General features: G+C 68.9%; 17 protein-coding genes and 1 pseudogene. 14 read left to right on the top strand and 4 right to left on the bottom strand.

Going from position 1 to position 19,942, the window contains the following annotated elements; translation table 11 throughout:
- A complete protein-coding gene (locus tag OHA21_RS08275; RefSeq protein WP_328471848.1) occupies nucleotides 1-1,437 on the bottom strand; it encodes an amidohydrolase family protein in 1,437 nt (478 codons plus the stop codon).
- A gap of 110 nt (nucleotides 1,438-1,547) precedes the next feature.
- Here OHA21_RS08275 and OHA21_RS08270 point away from each other — a divergent pair, with 110 nt between their 5' ends.
- From OHA21_RS08270 to OHA21_RS08225, 10 genes and pseudogenes are all read left to right on the top strand, one after another.
- Complete coding sequence (locus OHA21_RS08270) at nucleotides 1,548-2,684, top strand: CaiB/BaiF CoA transferase family protein (protein ID WP_328471846.1); 1,137 nt, start codon at nucleotides 1,548-1,550, stop codon at nucleotides 2,682-2,684.
- Nucleotides 2,669-3,415, top strand: coding sequence for a citryl-CoA lyase (locus OHA21_RS08265; protein ID WP_328471844.1), 747 nt, complete (start codon nucleotides 2,669-2,671; stop codon nucleotides 3,413-3,415). Before OHA21_RS08270 ends, OHA21_RS08265 begins: the two co-directional genes overlap by 16 nt.
- 9 nt (nucleotides 3,416-3,424) lie before the next feature.
- Nucleotides 3,425-4,288: an extradiol ring-cleavage dioxygenase gene (locus tag OHA21_RS08260; RefSeq protein ID WP_328471842.1), complete on the top strand. Its 864-nt coding sequence runs from the start codon at nucleotides 3,425-3,427 to the stop codon at nucleotides 4,286-4,288.
- Nucleotides 4,285-4,647 carry a hypothetical protein gene (locus OHA21_RS08255; protein ID WP_328471840.1) on the top strand — a complete coding sequence of 121 codons (363 nt, stop codon included), beginning with the start codon at nucleotides 4,285-4,287 and terminating at the stop codon, nucleotides 4,645-4,647. Before OHA21_RS08260 ends, OHA21_RS08255 begins: the two co-directional genes overlap by 4 nt.
- Nucleotides 4,644-5,606 carry a quinone oxidoreductase family protein gene (locus OHA21_RS08250; protein ID WP_328471838.1) on the top strand — a complete coding sequence of 321 codons (963 nt, stop codon included), beginning with the start codon at nucleotides 4,644-4,646 and terminating at the stop codon, nucleotides 5,604-5,606. Before OHA21_RS08255 ends, OHA21_RS08250 begins: the two co-directional genes overlap by 4 nt.
- A gap of 207 nt (nucleotides 5,607-5,813) precedes the next feature.
- Nucleotides 5,814-7,538 carry an FxSxx-COOH system tetratricopeptide repeat protein gene (fxsT, locus tag OHA21_RS08245; protein ID WP_328471836.1) on the top strand — a complete coding sequence of 575 codons (1,725 nt, stop codon included), beginning with the start codon at nucleotides 5,814-5,816 and terminating at the stop codon, nucleotides 7,536-7,538.
- 103 nt (nucleotides 7,539-7,641) lie between these two features.
- Complete coding sequence (locus OHA21_RS08240; RefSeq protein WP_328468718.1) at nucleotides 7,642-9,039, top strand: IS1380 family transposase; 1,398 nt, start codon at nucleotides 7,642-7,644, stop codon at nucleotides 9,037-9,039.
- 270 nt (nucleotides 9,040-9,309) lie between these two features.
- On the top strand, nucleotides 9,310-9,930 hold the full coding sequence (locus tag OHA21_RS08235; protein ID WP_328471834.1) for a tetratricopeptide repeat protein: 621 nt from the start codon (nucleotides 9,310-9,312) through the stop codon (nucleotides 9,928-9,930).
- Nucleotides 9,931-10,569: 639 nt separating this feature from the next.
- Nucleotides 10,570-10,894: pseudogene (locus OHA21_RS08230) on the top strand (ArsR/SmtB family transcription factor); the annotation flags it as partial.
- Between the two features lie 238 nt (nucleotides 10,895-11,132).
- Entirely contained in the window at nucleotides 11,133-11,774 is a 642-nt protein-coding gene (locus tag OHA21_RS08225) for an SRPBCC domain-containing protein (protein ID WP_328471832.1), read from the top strand.
- 180 nt (nucleotides 11,775-11,954) lie between these two features.
- Here OHA21_RS08225 and OHA21_RS08220 read toward each other — a convergent pair whose 3' ends face one another.
- Complete coding sequence (locus tag OHA21_RS08220; protein WP_328471830.1) at nucleotides 11,955-12,779, bottom strand: YndJ family protein; 825 nt, start codon at nucleotides 12,777-12,779, stop codon at nucleotides 11,955-11,957.
- Nucleotides 12,780-12,836: 57 nt separating this feature from the next.
- On the opposite strand from OHA21_RS08220, the gene OHA21_RS08215 reads away from it, so the two are divergent.
- The gene (locus OHA21_RS08215; protein WP_328471828.1) at nucleotides 12,837-13,268 is read left to right on the top strand and encodes an SAM-dependent methyltransferase; all 432 of its coding nucleotides are present in this window, start codon (nucleotides 12,837-12,839) and stop codon (nucleotides 13,266-13,268) included.
- Nucleotides 13,269-13,299: 31 nt separating this feature from the next.
- Here OHA21_RS08215 and OHA21_RS08210 read toward each other — a convergent pair whose 3' ends face one another.
- The gene (locus OHA21_RS08210) at nucleotides 13,300-14,295 is read right to left on the bottom strand and encodes a linear amide C-N hydrolase (RefSeq protein ID WP_328471826.1); all 996 of its coding nucleotides are present in this window, start codon (nucleotides 14,293-14,295) and stop codon (nucleotides 13,300-13,302) included.
- 105 nt (nucleotides 14,296-14,400) lie between these two features.
- Between OHA21_RS08210 and OHA21_RS08205 the strand changes: the two genes are divergently transcribed.
- The 3 genes from OHA21_RS08205 (at nucleotide 14,401) to OHA21_RS08195 (ending at nucleotide 19,413) form a co-directional block, all read left to right on the top strand.
- Complete coding sequence (locus tag OHA21_RS08205; protein WP_328471824.1) at nucleotides 14,401-15,315, top strand: NADP-dependent oxidoreductase; 915 nt, start codon at nucleotides 14,401-14,403, stop codon at nucleotides 15,313-15,315.
- Between the two features lie 16 nt (nucleotides 15,316-15,331).
- Nucleotides 15,332-16,402 (top strand): hypothetical protein, encoded by a 1,071-nt coding sequence (locus OHA21_RS08200; RefSeq protein WP_328471822.1) that lies wholly within the window; start codon nucleotides 15,332-15,334, stop codon nucleotides 16,400-16,402.
- Between the two features lie 65 nt (nucleotides 16,403-16,467).
- A complete protein-coding gene (locus OHA21_RS08195) occupies nucleotides 16,468-19,413 on the top strand; it encodes an Ig-like domain-containing protein (protein ID WP_328471820.1) in 2,946 nt (981 codons plus the stop codon).
- On the opposite strand, the gene OHA21_RS08190 is transcribed toward OHA21_RS08195, so the two are convergent.
- A complete protein-coding gene (locus tag OHA21_RS08190) occupies nucleotides 19,388-19,903 on the bottom strand; it encodes a hypothetical protein (RefSeq protein WP_328471818.1) in 516 nt (171 codons plus the stop codon). The two genes, OHA21_RS08195 and OHA21_RS08190, sit on opposite strands and share 26 nt — an antisense overlap.
- Nucleotides 19,904-19,942: the final 39 nt, after the last annotated feature.

Raw genomic sequence — 19,942 nt, 5'->3', positions numbered from 1 at the left:
TCAATGCTTCCATTGGGCCGAGCCGGCGTCGTAGTCGGTGTACTGGTACGGGTTCTCGAGCACACTCGTCTCCGGGATCTCCGGGTTCATGCCGCGCGCCCACATCGCTTCGCCGAGGCTCGAGCGCAGGTGGTCGACGGTCGCGGCGACCTTCGCGCGGGCCGCCGCGAGGTCGAGGCCGACCAGCCGGCCCTCGTGTTTGACCAGCCGTCCGCCGACCAGCACGGAGTGCACGTCGCCGCGTTGCGCCTGGTAGGCGACGTGACCGTAGGGGTTGAGGATGGGGAACATCGCCGGCGAGTTGTCGTTCTTGATCAGCACGAGGTCCGCCTTGCGGCCGGGCGTCACCGCGCCGAGCTGGGAGTCCATGCCGAGGGCCTTGGCGCCGCCGCGGGTCGCCCAGTCGACGACGTGTTCGGCGCGCAGTTTGTGGTGGGTGACGGTCTCCTGCCGGCCGTGCGCTTCCAGGTGTTCGCGGACGCGGTCGGCGCTGAGCGTGGTGCGCATCGCGCTGAACAGGTCGCCGCTCCACCAGACACTCGTGTCCATCGACAGCGACACCGGGATGCCGAAGTTGCGCAGCTGGAAGGTGGGCGGGTAGCCCTGGCCCGCGCTCTGCTCACTCTCGGTGGAGACCGAGACCGAGCCGCCGGTGGCGGCGATGCGATGGTACGAATCAGAGCTCAACGTCGCCGCGTGCACATAGACCGTGTTCGGGGCCATGAACCCGTTCTCGTACATCAGCCGGATGCCCTCGTCGTTGGTGGCGCCCCAGACCCCGGCGTGCGTGGTCACCGCGACGCCCAGCTCGCGGGCCACCTCGAACGCGGCCTTCTCGGGGAACGCCGGGTCGCCGGTGACGTCGAACGCCATCTGGAAGCCGGCCAGCTTCCCGCCGTCGATGCGCCGCCGGTAGAAGTCCTGGAAGGCGTCCGACGTGGACCACTCCCACGGCCCCTGCTGGATGTTGCCGTACGCGAGCACGAACCGTCCCGGCACGGCCTCCAGGGCGTCCACTGCGGCGTCGGCGTGATCAGCGCTCTGCAGCCCGTGCGACCAGTCCACGCTGGTGGTGACCCCGGCGTCGACGGCCTCGATCGCGGAAAGCAGGTTGCCGGCGTAGATGTCCTCGGGGCGGAACAGTTTGCCGGATTCGAGGTAGTACCAGACGAAGTACTGCGTGAGGGTCCAGTCGGCGCCGTAGCCGCGCATCGCGGTCTGCCACATGTGCCGGTGGGTGTCGATCATGCCGGGCATCACGATGCCGCCGGTCGCGTCGATCTCCAGGGCGTCGCCGGGCGCGGACAGGCCGTGCCCGACCTCCACGATCCGGTCGCCCGCGACCAGCACGTCAGCGCCTTCGAGCACCGTGTGCGAGTCATCCATGGTGAGAACCAGACCGTTGCGCAACAGCACCGGCCGGTCGTTGTCGCTCATCGTCTCCCCCAATCGGACGGCTGTCCGCTCGACGGACAACCCGTTGACACGTACGCAGCATGCGCGCAATCTGGGTCGGCGGACAAGTGTCCGTAGAACGGTCGGTGAAAATGACCCAGCACAGTCGGGGGCCACTGGACGGCCTGCTCGTGGCGGACTTCTCCCGGATCCTCGCGGGGCCGTACGCGACGATGCTCCTCGCCGACCTCGGCGCTCAGGTGATCAAGGTGGAGGGCCCGTCCGGGGACGACACCCGCACCTGGATGCCGCCGGTCCGGGACGGCGTCGCCACGTACTATCTGGCGATCAACCGGAACAAACGGTCGATCGCCCTGGACCTCAAGGACCCGGACGACCAGGCCGCCGCGCGCGAGCTGGCCCGCCGCGCCGACGTGGTGATCGAGAACTTCAAACCGGGCGGGCTGGCCCGGTTCGGGCTCGACTACGAGACGGTCGCCGCCGGCAACCAGGGCGTGATCTATGCGAGCATCACCGGCTTCGGCTCGGGCGCGGGCGCCGCACTGCCGGGATACGACCTGATGGTCCAGGCGATCTCCGGGCTGATGAGCCTCACCGGGGACACGTCGGGTCCGGCGTACCGGGCCGGGATCTCGGTCTTCGACGTGCTGACCGGCATGCACGCGAACATCGGCATCCTGTCCGCCCTGCACCACCGCTCGCAGACCGGCCGCGGCCAGCACGTCGAGGTGAACCTGCTGTCGTCGGCGCTGTCCGGGCTGGTCAACCACTCCGGCGGCTACGTCGCCTCGGGCAGCGTGCCGTACCGGATGGGCAACGCGCACCCCAGCCTGTTCCCGTACGAGCCGCTGCCGGTGGCCGACGGCGAGCTGATCGTGATCGCCGGCAACGACGGCCAGTTCCGCAAGCTCTGCCAGGTGCTGGGACTGCCCGACCTGCCCGCCGACCCACGGTTCGGCCGCAACCAGGACCGCACGGCCAACCGCGAGGAGTTGCGGCCGCTGCTGGTCGAGCAACTGGTCAGACGTACGCGTGACGAATGGTTCCAGGACCTGATCGCGGCCGGGGTGCCGTGCGCCCCGATCAACACGATCGACCGCGGCGTCGCGCTCGCCGAGAACCTCGGGCTGGAACCGGTCGTCACCACCGGCGGCGTGCCGGGCGTGCGCAACCCGATCGGTTTTTCGGAAACCCCGGCACGGTACGAGCTACCGCCGCCCGGCCTGGACGAACACGGTGAGGAGATCCGCGCGTGGCTGAGGACCTGAGTTTTCCGACCGGGCTCGGCACCTCGGACGCGACGACGATCTCGCTGCTCGGCCAGGATCTGGCGGGCGATCTGATGGGCAAGGTCGGGTTCGGGGAGCTGGCGTTCTGGCTGGTCGCGCGACGACGGCCGACGCCCGGTGAGACCCGGGTGTTCGAGGCGGTGCTGGTCGCACTCGCCGATCACGGGTTCACGCCGACGGCGATCGCGGCGCGGCTGACGTACCTCTCCGCTCCGGAATCCCTGCAGGGTGCGCTCGCGGCCGGTCTGCTCGGCGGCGGGTCGCGGTTTCTCGGGGTGACCGAGGATTGCGCCCGCTTCCTGAGTGACGCGCTCGCCGAGGCGGGGCCGAACGATTCGTACGAGGACATCGCCCGGAACATCATTCAGACGACTCGGCGGGTGCCCGGATTGGGGCACCCGGTGCACAAGGAACTGGACCCGCGTACCCCGGTGCTGATCGGGATCGCCAAGGAAGAAGGGTGCTACGGGCCGCACCTCGAGCTGTTCGAGGCCGTCGGGCGCGTACATCCCAAGCAGTTGCCCCTCAACGGCGCCGGGGTGTGCGGCGCCGCACTCGCCGACCTGGGCCTGCCGGTGGAATTGCTGCGCGGATTCGCGCTGCTCGCCCGCGCCGCCGGCCTGCTCGGACAACTCGCCGAGGAACGTCGCCGCCCCATCGGCATGGACGTCTATCTCACCGTCGATCGGAACGCCGTCTACGAACCGTAAGGATTGACTATGGCCAGCATCGTCGCGGTCATCGCCTCCACCCATCACCCGTTCTATCTGAAGGCCAGCACCGCCACCGGCGAGGACCGTCCCCCTTTCGCCGATGAGTGGACCCGCAAGATCCTGGCGTTCCGGGAAACGCTCACCAGGGCCGACCCGGACGTGCTCGTCATGGTCGGCTCCGACCACTTCCACCAGCTGTGGCTGGACAACATGCCGCAGTTCCTGGTCGGTAAGGCACCGTTCTTCGATGCCAACTGGTACAACGAGGAACGCGAATTCGGCCTGCCACGGATGCTGCTGAAAGGCCAGGAGGACCTGTCCGCGCACATCCTGCGCGCCGGGCTCGACGAGGGTTTCGACCTGGCGTTCAGCAACGAGCTGCGGATCGACCACAGCATCACCTGCCCGATCATCACGCTGCGGCCGGAAGCGGATCTGCCGATCGTGCCGATCTACACCAACATCTTCGCGCCGCCGCTGCCGCAGCCGTCCCGGTTCGTGCAGCTCGGCGCGGCCATCCGGAAAATCGTCGAGGAATGGCCGTCGGATCTGCGGGTCGCGATCATCGGCACCGGTCACCTGTCGCTGGAACTGGGCGGGCCGCGCCAATTCGGGCCGCACGGCCCCGACCCGCTCTTCGACCAGAGAGCGGTCGAGTGGATCGCCACCGGCGACCTGGACGCCTGCCTGCGTGAGGTCACTCTGGACAGCCTGCACTCGCCCGGGAACGCCACCCACGGATTCATGGACTTCATGCTGATGATGGGCGTGGCCGGTGCGGGCGCTAAGGCCGATCACGTCGACACCCTGGACTTGTTCCACACCATGGAGGCCTATTTCACCTGGTACCCGAACGGAGCGCCGCAGTGAGCAAGTATCTGCTGGACAAGTTCCTCTACACGGTCGACCGGGATCCCGAGCTGGTCGAGCACTACCGTTCGTCGCCGCGCTCGTTCGTCGGCTGGTGGGAGGAGAACCGGGCGAACGCCGTGCTGAACTGCCACACCGGCGAGGCCAGCACATGGTTGCGCTTCACCGACGACGAACGCGAGGCATTGGCGAGCCACGACCATGTACGCCTCTTCGAGCTCGGCGCCCATCCGTTCCTGACCTTGACGCTGTTCATCGCCATGTTCGAGCGGGACAACACCGAGCCGCTGGAGTACCAGAAAGCGTTCGGGGCGCGTCTGGCCCACTTCGACCTGCCGTACCCGGACATCGCGACGTGATCCGCGCGGCTGTCCTCACGGTCTGCGGGCGGCCGCCGACGGTCACCTCGCGGCCGGTGCCGATCGCCGGTGCCGGCCAGGTCCCTATCGCGGTGACAGCCGCGCCGATCACGCCGCTCGACGTGCTCTGCGCCTCGGGCACCAGCTACTTCGGCACCCCGGCGCTCCCGTACGTCCCTGGTGTCCAAGGGGTCGGCCACCGGCCCGACGGCACACCCGTCTGGTTCGCCACGTCGGCCGGGATGCGGCCCGGCGACGGGAGCATGGCGGCTGCGGTAGCCGTACCGGAAAGTGATGTCGTAGCCGTGCCCACTGACGTGCCACTGCCGGCGCTGGCCGCTCTCGGCCTGTCCGCGGTGGCCGCGCACTCGGCGCTGACCCGGACCGGTGCGCTGACCTTCGGTGAACAGGTCCTGGTTCTCGGGGCCGGTGGCGTGGTCGGTCAGGCCGCAATCCAGCTCGCCCTGCTCTGCGGCGCGCGGCGGGTGATCGCGGTGGCCCGATCGTCCGCGGCCCGGTCCCGCGCCCGCGAACTGGGTGCGGCGGCGGCCGTGCCCTACCTGCCCGGCGACTCGCCGGAGACACTGGTCGCACGCTTGCGTGATGCTGCAGACGGGCCGGTCGACCTGGTGCTGGACCCGGTCTTCGGCGTGCCGGCCGCGGCGGCGCTGCAGGTGCTGCGGCCCGGCGGCCGGCTGGTCAACCTGGGCGGATCGGCCGCGCCCACCGCGGTGTTCGACTCGGCGACGCTGCGGTCCGGGTCGTTGCGGATCCTCGGCTATACGAACAACGCCCTGACCGTGGAGGAGCGGGCTGAGTCGGTCGTTGCTGTGGCCACGCATGCGGCTGCCGGCGAGCTGAGCGTCAGCCATGAGGTCGTGCCGTTCGAGCAGGCGGCCGACGCTTGGGCGCGGCAGGCGGGCGGCATCGCCCGAGGACGCATCGTCCTCACCCTCTGAAGAGCCACCGCGCCGTCGGCGCCCCCCGTCGCCGGCGGCGCGGTCCTTCAGGAAATCACCACCGTGGGCGCGGTCCTTCAGAAGCCATCCACGGCTGGCGGGCTCCTTCAGAAGTTGCGCCACTGTAGCCGCCTGCGCAGGGATTGGACGATTGCGCGGGCCGCGCTATGACAAGGAAGCCTCGGTCGAGCTTGATACAATAGATTGATGGGCGCCGGTTATGTCTTCATAAGTTATAGCCGAATTGATTCGTCTTTTGTCGGAGAACTGGCCGACCACTTGGCGGCGCATCAAATACCAACCTGGTTCGATCGCCGAATATCACCTGGCGAGTACTGGTCCAGGGAAATCGAAGCGGCTATCGATTCGTGCTCCGCCTTCATTATGGTGATGAGCCGATCGGCTCGGGCATCGCGGTGGGTTGCCCTCGAATTGAATCATTCAGCGAGTCGCAACAAGAAAATCATCCCGTTGCTGCTCAACGGTGAGGTGTTCTTTGAGCTGAACACCATTGAGTACGAGGACGTCTCTGACGGTAGCATGCCGACTCCCAGGACGATGAGCCTGCTGAAAGTCCTCACGGACGAGGGTGCGCCTCTGGCTCCGATGATACGGCCGACGCCGATGTTGCCGTCACCTCCATTCGCTTCCAAGGTGTGGCACGTGCCGCCGAGGAATTCGCTTTTCACTGGCCGCGAAGAAATTCTCCGAGCCATCGGGCACCATCGTCGAGCAGCAGTCGGATCGATCACCGCACTATGCGGCCCGGGAGGCGTCGGAAAAAGTAGTATAGCGGTTGAATACGCTTATTCACAATCAGCGGAGTTCGAGCTGGTTTGGTGGATGGACGCGGGGCCGTCTTCGTCTGTCCATGAGCAGTTGGCTGCCATGGCACATAGCCTTGGGCTCGTGGAGGACTTCACAGAACTATCGTCGGCCGCGGCGCGGACACGCAACTACCTTCGACGACATGGCAATTGGCTTATTGCGATGGAAGATGCCAGCAATGCGGACAAGGTTCTAGGAATGCTTCCTTACGGGACCGGCCAGATCCTGATCACCTCGCGCGACTCAAGGTTTCATGAGATCGGAACGGTGATCGATGTGCGCACCTTTTCCAGGCAAGAGTCTGTCGCCTTTCTCAAAGCACAGCTTCCGGTGTTGTCTGACACTGAGGCGGACGCCCTCGCCGCAGCGGTCGGCGACCTTCCGCTGGCAGCGGCTCAAGCAGGCGGATTCATGCGAGAAACCGGCGCGAGCGCGGGTGAATATCTGGACGCACTGGAAGGCCATGCGAGCGATCTGCTGCAACTTGGCCGGCCCGCCAACTATCCTCGGTCGGTCGCCACAGTGATCGCCCGGTCGGTGGACGAGCTTCGTAATATCGACCCGTTAGCGCTCAAGATGCTGAAACTGTGCGCCTTTCTCGCGCCTGAGCCGATTCCGGTGGCGTGGATGCTACAGGCCCCTTCCGGCACGTTCAGCGATGCGCTGAACGCCTCGGCGCCTCGAAAAATACAGCTCAGAGCGTCGGTGGGGCAACTTGTACGGCTAGGACTGGCGCGACTTGTCGATGTTGACAGCGCCTTTGTGATCCACCGAATAACCCGCGCAGTCGTCCGCGACCTTCTCGGCGCCGCGGACCGGGATGTCCTGCACGAGACGGTATTGCGCCTCTTGCTCACCGCTCAACTCGACGATTTGAGCAACGTAGAGAACTGGGCATTGTCCGCGGCCATCGCGGCACATATTCGCTACCTCGGACAGGTAAACGCTGATGATGCGCATTATGTCAATTCTCAGGAGTTCCGAACCCTGCTGCTCGACGTTGCCCGGTACTTGGAGGTCAGCGGACAGGGTGACCTTGCGCAGACCCTCGCCGGCCACGCATACACAAGTTGGTCTCGGCGCCTAGCCTCGGCCCTTCGTTAAGGGCTGTCCACGGAGTGGGCGGAGAAAGAAGAAGTGCCTTCTGATCAGGGAAAATAGGACTTGCTGAGGGTCCGATGTTCCTGTCACGGAAGGCACTTGCTGGGTGAAGGCTACCGCAACACGTCCGAAGATCACGGTGACTGGTGGCGGGCGGGGCGTGGTCGCTCACGCTGGTGCCCGGCTGCTGGCCGATCTCGCCGACGCGACCGGGTTGACCAGCGCGTTCAGTCTTGGGTTGACGGGTCTGCGGCAGCGCGGTGGCGGGCACGACCCGGGCCGGATCGCGGTCGATCTCGCGGTGATGCTCGCCGACGGCGGCGAAGCGATCGCCGATCTCGCCGTCCTGCGTGACCAGGCCGGCCTGTTCGGGCCGGTCGCCTCCGACCCGACCGCCTGGCGGCTGCTGTCGAAGGTGGACGAGGCGATGCTGGCCCAGCTGCGAGCCGCGCGAGCCCAGGCTCGGGAAGTGGCCTGGGCTCAGCACGCCGAGGTCCGCGGCGACCTGCCACAGGTCACCGTGGCCGGCCGCAAGATGCAGGGCCTGGTCCTGGACATCGACGCGACGATCGTCATCTGCCACTCGGAGAAGGAGGCAGCGACCCGGACCTGGAAGAAGACCTTCGGCTATCACCCGTTGTTCTGCTTCCTGGACAACACCGGCGAAGCCCTGTCCGGGCTCCTGCGCGAGGGCCGGGCCGGGTCGAACACCACCGCCGACCACATCACCGTCCTGGACCAGGCACTCACCCAGATCCCCGACGCCCACCGGCACGGCACCCCGGTCCTGCTGCGCAGCGACTCGGCCGGCTCCAGCCACGGCTTCCTCGCCCACATCCGATCGCTGCGCGAGCAGCACCTGGACATCCGATTCAGCGTCGGCACCGCGATCACCGAACCCGTCCGGCAAGCGATCACCGCGGCCTCCGGCTGGATCCCCGCCATCGACACCGACGGCGACCTGCGTGAACACGCCGAGGTCTGTGAGATCACCGGCCTGTTCGACGCTACCGGCTGGCCGCAGGGCACCCGGTTCCTGGTCCGCCGCGAACGCCCGCACCCCGGCGCCCAGCTGTCGCTGTTCGACACCATCGAAGGCTGGCGGCATCAGGTCGTCGCCACCGACACCCCACCCGGCAACGGCGGCATCCAGTTCCTGGAGGCCCGGCACCGGGCCCACGCCCGCGTCGAAGACCGCATCCGCACCGGCAAGGACACCGGCTTCGGCCGGTTCCCGTCCCGGCACTTCGCGATCAACCAGGCCTGGCTACAACTCGCCCTGACCGGCATCGACCTACTCGCCTGGACCCAAACCCTGCTCCTCGACGGCGACCTCGCCACCGCCGAGCCCAAGAGACTGCGCTACCGGCTGCTGCACGTCGCCGCCCGGCTCACCCGCACCGCCCGCCGGACCCGCCTCGCCATCGCCGCCGACTGGCCCTGGACCGAGGCCCTGACCAGCGCTTTCAGCCGCCTCGCGGCACTCCCACGACCCGCAGGCTGACCCAGCAACCCACGTCCCACCAGCTTCACGGAGGAACCCGGCCCTGCGCCGGGCCATCAGCATGCCAGCAACCCGGCAAACCGCATCCGAAGTCACATCAATCGATCAGCAGCTATGGACGATGAGCCAAGTGAAAGACCGAGGCTAGGGCCGGACCACCTCGACACTCTGAGTGCCGCGCATCGCCGAGGTGCCGTGCTCCCTCCTGGCGACCCAGAGGCGATAACTATCGTACGTGAGGTACTGGAGCGCCGGAGACGCCTGCCGGGCATGGATCATCGCGAATCAATCAACACCGCAAGCAACCTGGCCATGTGTCTCGCGGCCGCAGGCGCGTATGACGAGGCACGCAAGATCGACGAAGATGCGCTGGCACGTCGACGCAGGACTCTCGGTGAAGAGCATCCCGACACCATCCAGTCGGTCAACAACTTGGGTGACAGATTTTCTTCGCTAGGAGACCATGTCGCAGCCATTGCTCTTCATCGGCAGGCGCTGGAAATTCGAAGCCGAAATCTGGGCGAATACCATCCCGACACGCTTCGAACCAAGTCGAGTCTCGCGCGAGACCTTGCCAACCTCGGAAGACAGGACGAGGCGCTGACCCTGGCCACCGCCGCACATAATAACCTAGAACGGACACTTGGCTCTGACCATCGCGCAACCATGGCTGCCGCAGAAGTTCTAGGTCATGCCCTTCGCGCTTCCGGGTACTTCGAGAAGGCTGTCGCCGTCGACGAGGTAAACCTGTTCCGCCGGCAGTCGCTGCTGGGCGAGGATCATCTGGAGACGGTCAACTCCATTTCACTCCTGGCCGAAGATCTTCGCCAGTTGGGGCGATTCGACGAAGCAGAACAGCTTGAACGAACCGGCAGGTTCAGACCGGAGTAGATCTGGTCCTTGGCGAGCGAACAGTATTATCCGGATCGCAGGATGGTTGCCGGAGGCAGCGGAAAGGATGCGCGCTGAATCGCTTCGCGACAACTGGAACCAACGTCGGCGAACTATTGTTGCCTCGGTGAGGCTGTCCCGAATAGGAACGCGAGCGCCAACCGACGGGGCACCGGCCGCCTTTCCGCAATGAGCCTTGAAATCTAATCTTGTAGCCCGAGACCGGTATGGCCGTGCTGGTGATCGATGGGGGTGGGAGGCTCTAGTAGGACAACGGTCGACCAGACTCGCAACCCACCGGGAGCCTCGCCGTACCGTCTATCCTGCTGCCTGCTCAGCCGTAGCCACACCCGAAACGACTCAGAACCACGCGAAGTGCGACCTGCCGCAGCAGTGCCAGGAGCCGCACTACCGGCCGGCGCACCTTCCATGAGCCACCCACTGCCTATGCGCCTCCAGAAGCCGTACGGCCAGCAGGTGCAGTCCTCTGACCGTCCCACCCCATCGGGTACAGCCCACCAGCCACCTCAGCGCCCGCGCGACCCAGCAGCCACCGGCCGTCGACGCGCCTCTTCAATAACCACCATCCGACAAGATTAAGTATTGACTTAATTAAGGCTGTACTGAAATAGTTCGGCTGTGCACGCGTTCGATGTCCTCGGTGACCCGGTGCGGCGCCGGATTCTGGAGCTGCTCGCCGACGGCGAGCAGCCGGCCGGCGCGATCAGCGATGTCTGCCGGGCCGAGTTCGGCATCTCCCCACCGGCGGTGTCACAACATCTGCGCGTGCTGCGGGAGTCGGGTTTCGCCACAGTTCGGGCGGAGGGCACCCGGCGGCTCTACGCCGTGGACGCGGAGCCGCTGATGGCCGCACACCACTGGCTGGAGCGTTTCCGCCCGTTCTGGAACCAGCGACTCGACGCCCTCGCCACCGAGCTGGCCCGCGGCCGCCGCGAACGACGACCCGAGCCGAAAAAGGCCTCACCGGACGGCTCCCCGCTCGCCGAGACCGAAGCCGCCAGCGAGACCGCGACTGCAACCACGACCGAAGCCAACGCCGGCACCAGCACCAGCGTCGGCACCAGCGTCGGCACCAGCACCGCCACCGGCACCAGCACCGGCACCAGCACCGGCACCGGCACCGGCACCGGCACCGAAAGCGACACTCACACCCAAAGCGACACCGACAGTAAGGAAGATCGATGATCGACGTCATCAACCAGGTCAACGCCACCCACCGCGAACTCGGCACCCTGCCGGTCAGCACCGGCGAGGGACGCTCGCTGCTGCTGCGCCGCGTCTACGACGCCGACGTCGAGGACGTCTGGGACGCCTGCACCGACCAGGACCGCCTGTCCCGCTGGCTCGGACCGGTCGAGGGCGACTTCCGCCCGGGCGGCGCCTTCCAGCTGAAGGACAACGCCGGCGGCGAGATTCTGCGCTGCGAGGCTCCGCACCTGCTCAAGGTGACCTGGGTACTCGGCGAGGGCATGTCCACCGAGGTCGAGGTCCGCCTCAGCGCGGGCGACCCCGGCCGCACCGTCTTCGAGCTGGAGCATTCCTCCCCCGCCGAGATCGTCGACGAGATGGTCAAGCAGTACGGTCCGGGCGGCACGATCGGCATCGGCGGCGGCTGGGACTTGACGGTGCTCGCCCTGGACATGCACCTGCGCGGCGCCACCATGGACCCGGCCACCTGGGAGGACACCGCAGAGGCCAGGGATTTCGCCACCCGCAGCTGCCACGCGTGGGGCGCGGTGGTCCAGTCCACCTGGGGCACCAGCGACGAGGACCTCGCCGCCGCGATCGCCTTCGGCGTCCAGCATTTCGCCCCCGAGTCCTGAGCGCTGCAGCTCACAGCGCCGGGCTCCGCACAGCTGCCCGGCACGCTGCGAAGGCACGCAGCACAGCGCCGCCTCAGCACGGATGCGAACGCAACCAGCACACCGCCGCCTCAGCACGGATGCGAACGCAACCAGCACACCGCCGCCTCCGCACAGCTGCGAACGCCGCCGGCAAAGGCATCACAGCACCACCTTGGGCACGGCCGCAGCCGCAGGCAGCATCGCGCCGGCCCGCCGCCAACCGACGATCCCGCACACCGCGAAGCCCAGCGCGTTGGCCACCCCGTGCGTGGCCGCCATCCAGGCCAGTGACGGGTGCGGGATCCCGGTGGCCTCGCCGAGCGCCCAGCTCACCGCGAGCACCATCGATGCCGCCAGCACCAGCCCTGACGTGCCGAGCAGCGCAGCGGTCAGCCGATCGAGGCGCCCGCTGCGGGCATGCCGCCAGGTCAGCCATCCCACGATCCACATCCCGGCGGTCAGCACCAGCGCGCCGGCCAGTTCCACGAACTCGCCGGTGAAATAGCCGAGCAGCACCAGCATGGTCCCGGCGGGCACGGTCAGCGCGGCCGCGTCCGCCCATCGGCCGGGCGAGATCTGCCGGTGCAGCCCGGCGATCAGCGCGGCCGCGAACCCCGCAAAGTGAAAGTGCGCCACGGTCAGCGCCAGCACGCCCATCTCGAACCCGAACAGCTCGTGCCCCGCCCGCTCACCGACCAGCGCACTCGCTGCGATGGCCGGGCTGACCAGGGCGGTCACGACCGCCGGTTGGTTCCAGACCCGTGCCGCGTACGCGCAAAGCACTCCCGCCCCGACCAGATAGCCAACCGCGAGCCCCGCCGCGACCGGCCCCCGCGGCAGCCACAGGCTGACCGCGCCCGCCACTGCCGCGTAGGGCCAGACCCGCCGGGCCAGGTCCAGACCCGGCAGGGCCAGCAGCCGCAGACCGGCCGGCACGACCACCAGCATGCCCACCGTGACCAGCACGTTCACCAGCGCCCACACGCCGCCTCCCCGTTATTTGAACGCGTTCAACTAACGAGGACTGTACTCTCGGCTTCCATGCCCGCCCTCTCCCCCCGCCTGGCCGCGATCGTGGACGCCCTGCCCCTCGAACCGCACCTGCGCGTCCTCGAGATCGGCTGCGGCCCCGGCGCCGCGGCCCGGGCCGTCGCCGCCCGTCTCACCACCGGCCACATCCTGGCCGTCGACCGCTCCGCCACCGCCATAGCCCAGGCCACCACCGCCTGCGCCGCCGAGATCGCCGCCGGCCGGATGAGCGTGCGCCAGGCAGCCGCCGAGGACTTCGTCCTGCAGCCCGGCGAAGACCCCTACGACCTGGTCTTCGCGATCAGGGTCGGCGCCCTGGACGGCCGCCACCCGGAGGCCGGTCGCCAAGCTCTGGCCCGGATCGCCGCAGCCACCCGCCCCGGCGCCCGCCTCTTCGTCGACGGCGGCGACCCGCTGCGCGAAGCCGTCATTCCGCATTCCTGACCACGCGGCCGTGAGCACGACTTGCGCGCTATCAGATCGGATCCATCCGCAGGTTGAACTCGTGCACGGCCGCCCAGTCCTGGCGGGCGACCACGTGCATCGCCCCGCTGTGCGGCTCGTACGTCACCGACCACTGGGTGTGCGACTGGGCGACCGCTTCGAGCACGTCGAAGGCCTGCTCCCGGCTGAGCACCCCGGCGCGCTCGGTCAGGGCGGCGCGCGCGGTGGCGTACCGATGATCGGCTTGTTTCTCGGCGGCGTCCGCACCGGCCAGCCGGAAATTGGTGAGCGCGTGCCACCGGGGATCGCCGCGGGTGACCACCTGCTTGCCGTCGACGAACTCCACGACTGCCGAGGCGCCGGACCGGTCAGCGAGCAGGTAGTGCAACGGCGGGCCACCGTCGAAGTCGAGATTGACCCGGTCGAGCAGCGCGAGGGCCTCGTCGACGGAGGCGGCCCGGTCGAGCATGAGCCGCAGGACGCGGACGCTGCCGACCGTCGGCCGGTCGGCCTTCGCGGAAGCGCGGCCCGACTCGTCGGCGGCCATCCCGACGACCAGGCCCTGATCGTTCATGCCGTCGAACGGCAGCAGCGGCGCATCGAGCAGCCGGCGGCGGGCCGCGTCGTCGGTGAGCGGGTCCACGCCGGTCGGGACGCCGAGGTAGAAGAGGTCGACGATGGAGACGGAGGCGTGACCGTCGGGTGGATCGGTGTGCAGGACCAGCGCCGGGTTGAAGTCCCAGTCGAAGTTGCGGGCGTAGACGCTGCGCCCCGGCGCGCCGGTGGCGTAGAACAGCGAGCACCCGAACGGTTTCGCGGACGGCGGGATCGGCACGCCGGCCAGCTCGTCGTAGTCGCCGGAGTAGATCATCGAGTACATGTGGGTGCCGGGAATCCGGCGCAGGCTGGCCAGGGTGGTGTCGGCCTCGGCCACGGTCTGCCGGGAAGCGCCCGGCACGCCGGCCGCGGGCGCGCTGGATCCCTCGCCGGGCCTCGAACACGCCGCGACACCGGGCAATATCAGCATGCCCGTGAGGATCGCCGCCAGGGTTCTGCGCACCCGTCCAGTTTCCACCTTGGACGCGGAAGCGGAACCGATGAGACAGTAGGCGACAAACACGGGGAGGTATCGATGCGCGCGATTGCAGTGACCGCCGCGGGCGGGCCGGAAGTCCTTCAGGTCGTCGAGGTGCCCGATCCGGTGCCGGCCGCCGGTCAGGTCGTCGTCCGGACCCTGGCCGCTTGCGTGAACCCGGCCGACATCGCCGCCCGGGTCGGGCACATCCCGGGCGGCCCGGTGCCGCCGCCGTTCACACTGGGCTGGGACATCGCCGGCGAGGTGGTGGCGGTCGGCGACGAGGTCAGCGGTCTGGCAGTGGGCGACCTCGTGGTCGGCATGATCCCCTGGTTCCTCACGCGTGGCGCCATCGGGGCGTACGCGGAACTGGTCCCCGCCGAAGCCGCCTGGCTGGTCCCCCTGCCCGCCGGCCTGGACCCGGTGGTCGCCGCAACCGTGCCGCTCAACGCCCTGACCGCCCACCGCGCGCTGAAGATCTTCGACCTGACCGGCCCCACCGAGATCCTGGTGACCGGCGCGAGCGGCGGCGTCGGCGGTTTCGCAGTCCAGCTGGCAGCGCAGTCCGGCCACACGGTACGCGCGCAGGCCACCCACGACGACGAAGCTTGGGTACGCGACCTCGGCGCCCAGACCGTGCTGCGGCGCGGAGCCGACCTCGCCGCCGGCACCCCGGTCCCGGCCGTGCTGGACGCGGTCCCGCTGGGCGACCCGGCCGCTGCAGCCCTCTCCCCCGGCGGCGTCGTGGTGACCACCCGCCCGACCCCGGCCCTCGACCCGGCCCGCAAGGTGCGCCAGGAGGTGGTGCTGGTCGAGGTGAACCAGCTGGCCCTGCACGACCTGCTGGAGGCCGTGGCCGACGGCCGCCTGCAGACCCGCGTAGCAACGACCTTCCCGCTGACCGCCGCCGCCGAGGCCCACCAGCACGTCGAACAGACCCACCCGCGCGGCAAGGTCGTCCTCGTCCCGTAACCGTTACAGTCCGCGGGTGAACCTGATCTCCGAGGCCGATCTGCTGGCCGGCGCCGGCAGCGACCCGCAGGTCTACCGGACACCGCTGGTCACCTACGTGCTGAGCCCTGACCTCGTCATGATCCTGTTCGAGGCGGGCGACCGCCCGGATGGCACCGGCATCCAGGACGCATGGCACGCCGAGGTCCACGCGCCGTTCCCCGCCGACGTCCACGCGGTTCTGACGTGCGGTCCGCGGAATCCGCAGCGCATCGAAGGTTTCGTTCGGCTGCCCGGCGGACTGCTGCCACTCGGCGCGCTGCGGGAGGCCGGTGCCTCCTACTCCATCGGGACCCGGCCGTCACAGTTGCTCGGTCTGCGTTTCGAACTCGACCCCGCGCTGCCGTTCGAGTACCTGGACTGCGTCCGGCCCGCCGACCCGTCGCCGCCCGCTCCGGAACGCCCGGGCGTGACCTGGCTGCGGCACCTGCCGCACGATCCGGTGAGTGCCCTGCACGAGTTCGTGACCAGCTGGTACGCCGACGTGCCGTCGGCCGTCGGCCCACAACCGCTCCCGTCAGCGCCGATGCCGCGACCCTTGGCCATGCTGCACGACGCTGTCGCCGGCCGCGAGGAACTGCTCGGCATCCAGGACGAATTCATCGCAGCTCATCAGCTGCGGCTCGATGAAGCGGGCCGGCTGCGGTTCGGCATCGAGAACCAGGGCTGTTTCGTCATGCTCACCGACCCGCACGGCGACGACCCACCAGTCTTCTTTCTGCATGACGGCACCGAACTCGAACGGAAACCGCTGCCGCTGAGCGAGTTCCTGCTCGCCTCTCTTCTGTTCGAGGCGACGATGACCGGGCCCTACACCACACATGGCCGAATCTGGCGGGAGGACCTGGGCCGGATAGTGGCCGGGCTGCACCGGGTGCCGGTCGGCGACCGCGAGTGGCTCAACCATACGGCGGAAACCTATGTCGGTCGCGGTCTGATCCTTCAACTTGTGTCGTGGGACAAGACGCGCGAAACCTGGCACCTTTCCGCCGCGGCCCGGCGGCGGGAGGATCTGCGGCCGGTGGAACGGTTTCGGAACCAGCCCTGAACGGCCATCTATGAGGACGGATATATGACACCCCGGCGGCTGGGTGGATGTGCCACGTTGAGTGCATGCTCCGTCGAGTTCGGACAGTCGCCGTTGTCGCTCTGCTTTCGCTGGCCACGCTGGTTCCCGCCGGGCCGGCGCATGCGGCCGTCACCCCGGTTGCGAAGGTCGATTTTCAGCCGGGGGCGTCCGCCACGCCGGCCGGGTACACCGCGGACACCGGCGCCGCGTTCGACGCTGCGCGCGGGCGGGGCTGGGTGCGGCAGGACAACCGCGCGCCGCTCGATCTGAGCCGCAACACCCGGGATCGGGCCCGCACCGGCATCGACGCGCGGCTGAACACGATCATCCACATGCAGTACGGCGACGTCGGCGGCGGCAACGGCGTCACCACGGCCGGTGCCTGGGAGTATGCGCTGCCGGCCGGGCGGTATCAGGTCACGGTGTCGGTGGGTGACCAGCCGGCGTACGACAGCAGCCACACCGTGCGGGTCGAGGGGGTCGCCGCGATCAGCGCGTTCGTCTCGACCGCCGCCGCGGAGTTCCGGCAGGCCACGGTCACTGTCCCGGTGAGCGACGGGCGGCTCACCGTGGACGCGGTCGGCGGCCGCAACACGAAGCTGAATTACGTCGAGATCGCCCGGGTGACCGACGAGCCGCCGGCGGCGCTGGTCGCGACGGCCGGGGACGGCCAGGTGGCGCTGAGCTGGACCGGCAGCTCCGGCGACTTCCAGGTGCTGCGCAACGGGACCCCGCTGGCCACGTCGAGCCGCACGTCGTACCTGGACACCGCGGTGACGAACGGGACCACCTACAGCTACCAGGTGACGGACGCGTCGGGGCAGACGAACACGGTGAGCGCGACTCCGGCGGCGTTCAGTTTGAAGGTCAACTTCTCGGATGCGGCGACGGCGTCACCCGCCGGGTATGTGCGGGACTCCGGTGACGCGTACACGGCTGCCCGTACCTATGGATGGGTTGACCTGGGCGAACGGACTCCGGTGAGCCTGGCCGGGAACGGCCGTAACCGGAACCCGGCGGCCGGTCAGGCCGACGTGCGGCTGGCCACGCTGATCCATGCGCAGCTGCCGGCCGGCTCGGCCGGCGTGCCGACGCCGGGCGCCTGGGAGGCCGCGGTGCCGGCCGGGCTCTACACGGTGACCGTCGCGGTGGGTGACGCCGGGACCGCGCTGGACAGCGTGCACTGGGCGAACGTCGAGGACCAGAACGCGATCGCGAACTTCGTGCCGACCAGCGCGACGCGGCACGCTACGGCCACCCGCACGGTCCGGGTCACCGACGGCAAGCTCACACTGACGCCCTCCGGCGGCAGCAACACCAAGTTCAACTACATCGACATCGTCTCGGTGCCGGCCTGGGCGGCCATTCCTTCGGTACGCGCGAGCACGCCCGCCAACGGCGCCACCGGTGTGTCCACGACCGGCAGCGTCGTCGAGGACCTGGTCCTGCCGAACGGCGGTGTCGCCGCGTCGTCGCTGACCGCTTCGACCGTGACGCTGACCCGGCTCTCCGACGGCTCGGCCGTGCCCGCGACCACCATCACCAGCGGTGGCGGTGACGTCGTCAACCTCTCCCCCACGGCGGCGCTCGCGGCGAACACCGCGTACCGGTTCACCCTGACCGCCGGGGTGGAAGACGTGACCGGCAAGGCGTTCGCGCCGTTCTCGATCGTGTTCACCACCGGCAGCGGCGGCGGTACCGGCGGGCCGATCGCCTTCGACAAGACCGTCGGCGTGGCCACCGGCGCCGGGTTCACCACCGTGGTCAAGGGACCGGACGGGCGGCTCTACGCGGGCACCCTGGACGGGCGGATCTTCCGCTTCCCGATCAACGCGGACGGCACCCTCGGCACGGCGACGATCATCACGACCGTACGCGACAACGCCGCCACCCTTGGCCTGCCCGGCGCACCCGCCCGGACCGTCATCGGCATGGCCTTCGACCCGGCGTCGACGGCCACCGCGCCGATCCTCTGGATCACCGACAACTATCAGTACGTCGGACCGCTGAACGTCCCCGACTGGTCCGGCCGGATCGGCCGGCTCACCGGCGCCGACCTCGGCACGTACACGCAGGTCGTGGTGAACCTGCCGCGCTCGGTGAAGGACCACGAGACGAACTCGCTCGCGTTCGGCCCGGACGGCGCGCTGTACCTGAGCCAGGGCGCCAACAACGCGATGGGCGCCCCCGACTCGACCTGGGGCAACCGTCCGGAACGCCTGCTCAGCGCGGCGATCCTGCGCCTCGACCCGGCCCGGCTCCCGGCCACCCTGCCGCTCAACGTGAAGACCGAGGACGGCGGCGCCTACGACCCGTACGCGGCAAATGCCCCTCTGACCCTGCACGCCACCGGCGTGCGCAACGCCTACGACCTGGTCTGGCACCGCAACGGCCACCTGTACGCCCCGACGAACGGTTCCGCGGCCGGCGGCAACACCCCCGCCACCCCGGCCACGCTGCCCGCCGCCTGCGCCCGCCGCGGCTACACCGGCCCGGCCGTACCCGCGCTGACCAGCGTGCCCACCGCCGAGACGGACTACGTCTTCGACGTGAAGCCGGGCCGCTACTACGGCCACCCGAACCCGCTGCGCTGCGAGTGGGTCCTGGCCGGCGGCGACCCGACCGGCAGCGCCGACCCGTTCGAGGTGCCCGCCTACCCCGACGGCACCCAGCCCGACCCGAACTTCGACCTCGCCGGCACGTACGACGCCGGCCTGCACGCCTCCGCGAACGGCGTCATCGAGTATCGCGGCCCAGCCTTCGGCGGCGCCCTGGACGGCAAGCTGCTGGTCGTGCGCTACTCCTCCGGCCAGGACATCCAGACCTTCGACGTGGCCGCTTCCGGCGCCCTCAGCAACCGCACCACCGGCGTGCCCGGCCTGACCGGTTTCAGTCAGCCGCTCGACGTCACCGAGGATCTGAGCACCGGCAACCTGTACGTGACCGAGCTCGGCGCCAACCGCATCACCCTGCTGAAACCCCGCCCGTGACCGGTACGGCGATGTGATCGGTGCCGACGCCGAGTTCGTCGGCCAGATGCCGGAGGCCGAGCGCCCGGTCCCGGGCGGTGAGCGCGGTGAACGCCCCGCTGTCGTGCGGGAGGCGCTCAGCCACATACCCGTTGTAGATCCGCACGTGGTTGCGGACGCTGTCGTCGAGGGCCTGCCGCGGGTTGTAGAGGCGCGGTATGAAGCGCCACCGCCCGACCATGGAACTGCGGGCCGCGTCGATCCGCTCGAAGCACCACAGCACGATGAACAGCGACTTGATCTCTTCGGTGGTCAGCTCCACCACGTGACCGCGGGCCTTGTCCTCGAACGCCGACCCGGCTACGTGCCGCGCCTCGGCTACCGGCCCAGTGGTCAGATCGGCATGCAGCGACTGGACGCGCTCGAAGTCGTCCCGCCGCAGCTTGTTGATGTTGAAGAACAGGGCACCGAGGCCAAGGATCGCCGTGACGAGTACGCCGTAGATGCTCACCGCTGGGCCGCCTCTCCTCCCGGAAACCGCCGACAACGC

It is taken from the genome of Actinoplanes sp. NBC_00393 (genome assembly GCF_036053395.1).
Lineage (GTDB): Bacteria > Actinomycetota > Actinomycetes > Mycobacteriales > Micromonosporaceae > Actinoplanes.
Note: the sequence above shows the minus strand (reverse complement) of the source record. Positions and strands in the feature narration are given on the sequence as shown.

What these genes read in the sequence shown, in the direction of transcription:
- OHA21_RS08275 (WP_328471848.1), bottom strand. Translation starts at nt 1,437, where the DNA reads ATGAGCGACAACGACCGGCCGGTGCTGTTGCGCAACGGTCTGGTTCTC.
- OHA21_RS08270 (WP_328471846.1), top strand. Translation starts at nt 1,548, where the DNA reads ATGACCCAGCACAGTCGGGGGCCACTGGACGGCCTGCTCGTGGCGGAC.
- OHA21_RS08260 (WP_328471842.1), top strand. Translation starts at nt 3,425, where the DNA reads ATGGCCAGCATCGTCGCGGTCATCGCCTCCACCCATCACCCGTTCTAT.
- fxsT (WP_328471836.1), top strand. Translation starts at nt 5,814, where the DNA reads ATGGGCGCCGGTTATGTCTTCATAAGTTATAGCCGAATTGATTCGTCT.
- OHA21_RS08235 (WP_328471834.1), top strand. Translation starts at nt 9,310, where the DNA reads ATGGATCATCGCGAATCAATCAACACCGCAAGCAACCTGGCCATGTGT.
- OHA21_RS08225 (WP_328471832.1), top strand. Translation starts at nt 11,133, where the DNA reads ATGATCGACGTCATCAACCAGGTCAACGCCACCCACCGCGAACTCGGC.
- OHA21_RS08215 (WP_328471828.1), top strand. Translation starts at nt 12,837, where the DNA reads ATGCCCGCCCTCTCCCCCCGCCTGGCCGCGATCGTGGACGCCCTGCCC.
- OHA21_RS08210 (WP_328471826.1), bottom strand. Translation starts at nt 14,295, where the DNA reads ATGCTGATATTGCCCGGTGTCGCGGCGTGTTCGAGGCCCGGCGAGGGA.
- OHA21_RS08205 (WP_328471824.1), top strand. Translation starts at nt 14,401, where the DNA reads ATGCGCGCGATTGCAGTGACCGCCGCGGGCGGGCCGGAAGTCCTTCAG.
- OHA21_RS08195 (WP_328471820.1), top strand. Translation starts at nt 16,468, where the DNA reads ATGCTCCGTCGAGTTCGGACAGTCGCCGTTGTCGCTCTGCTTTCGCTG.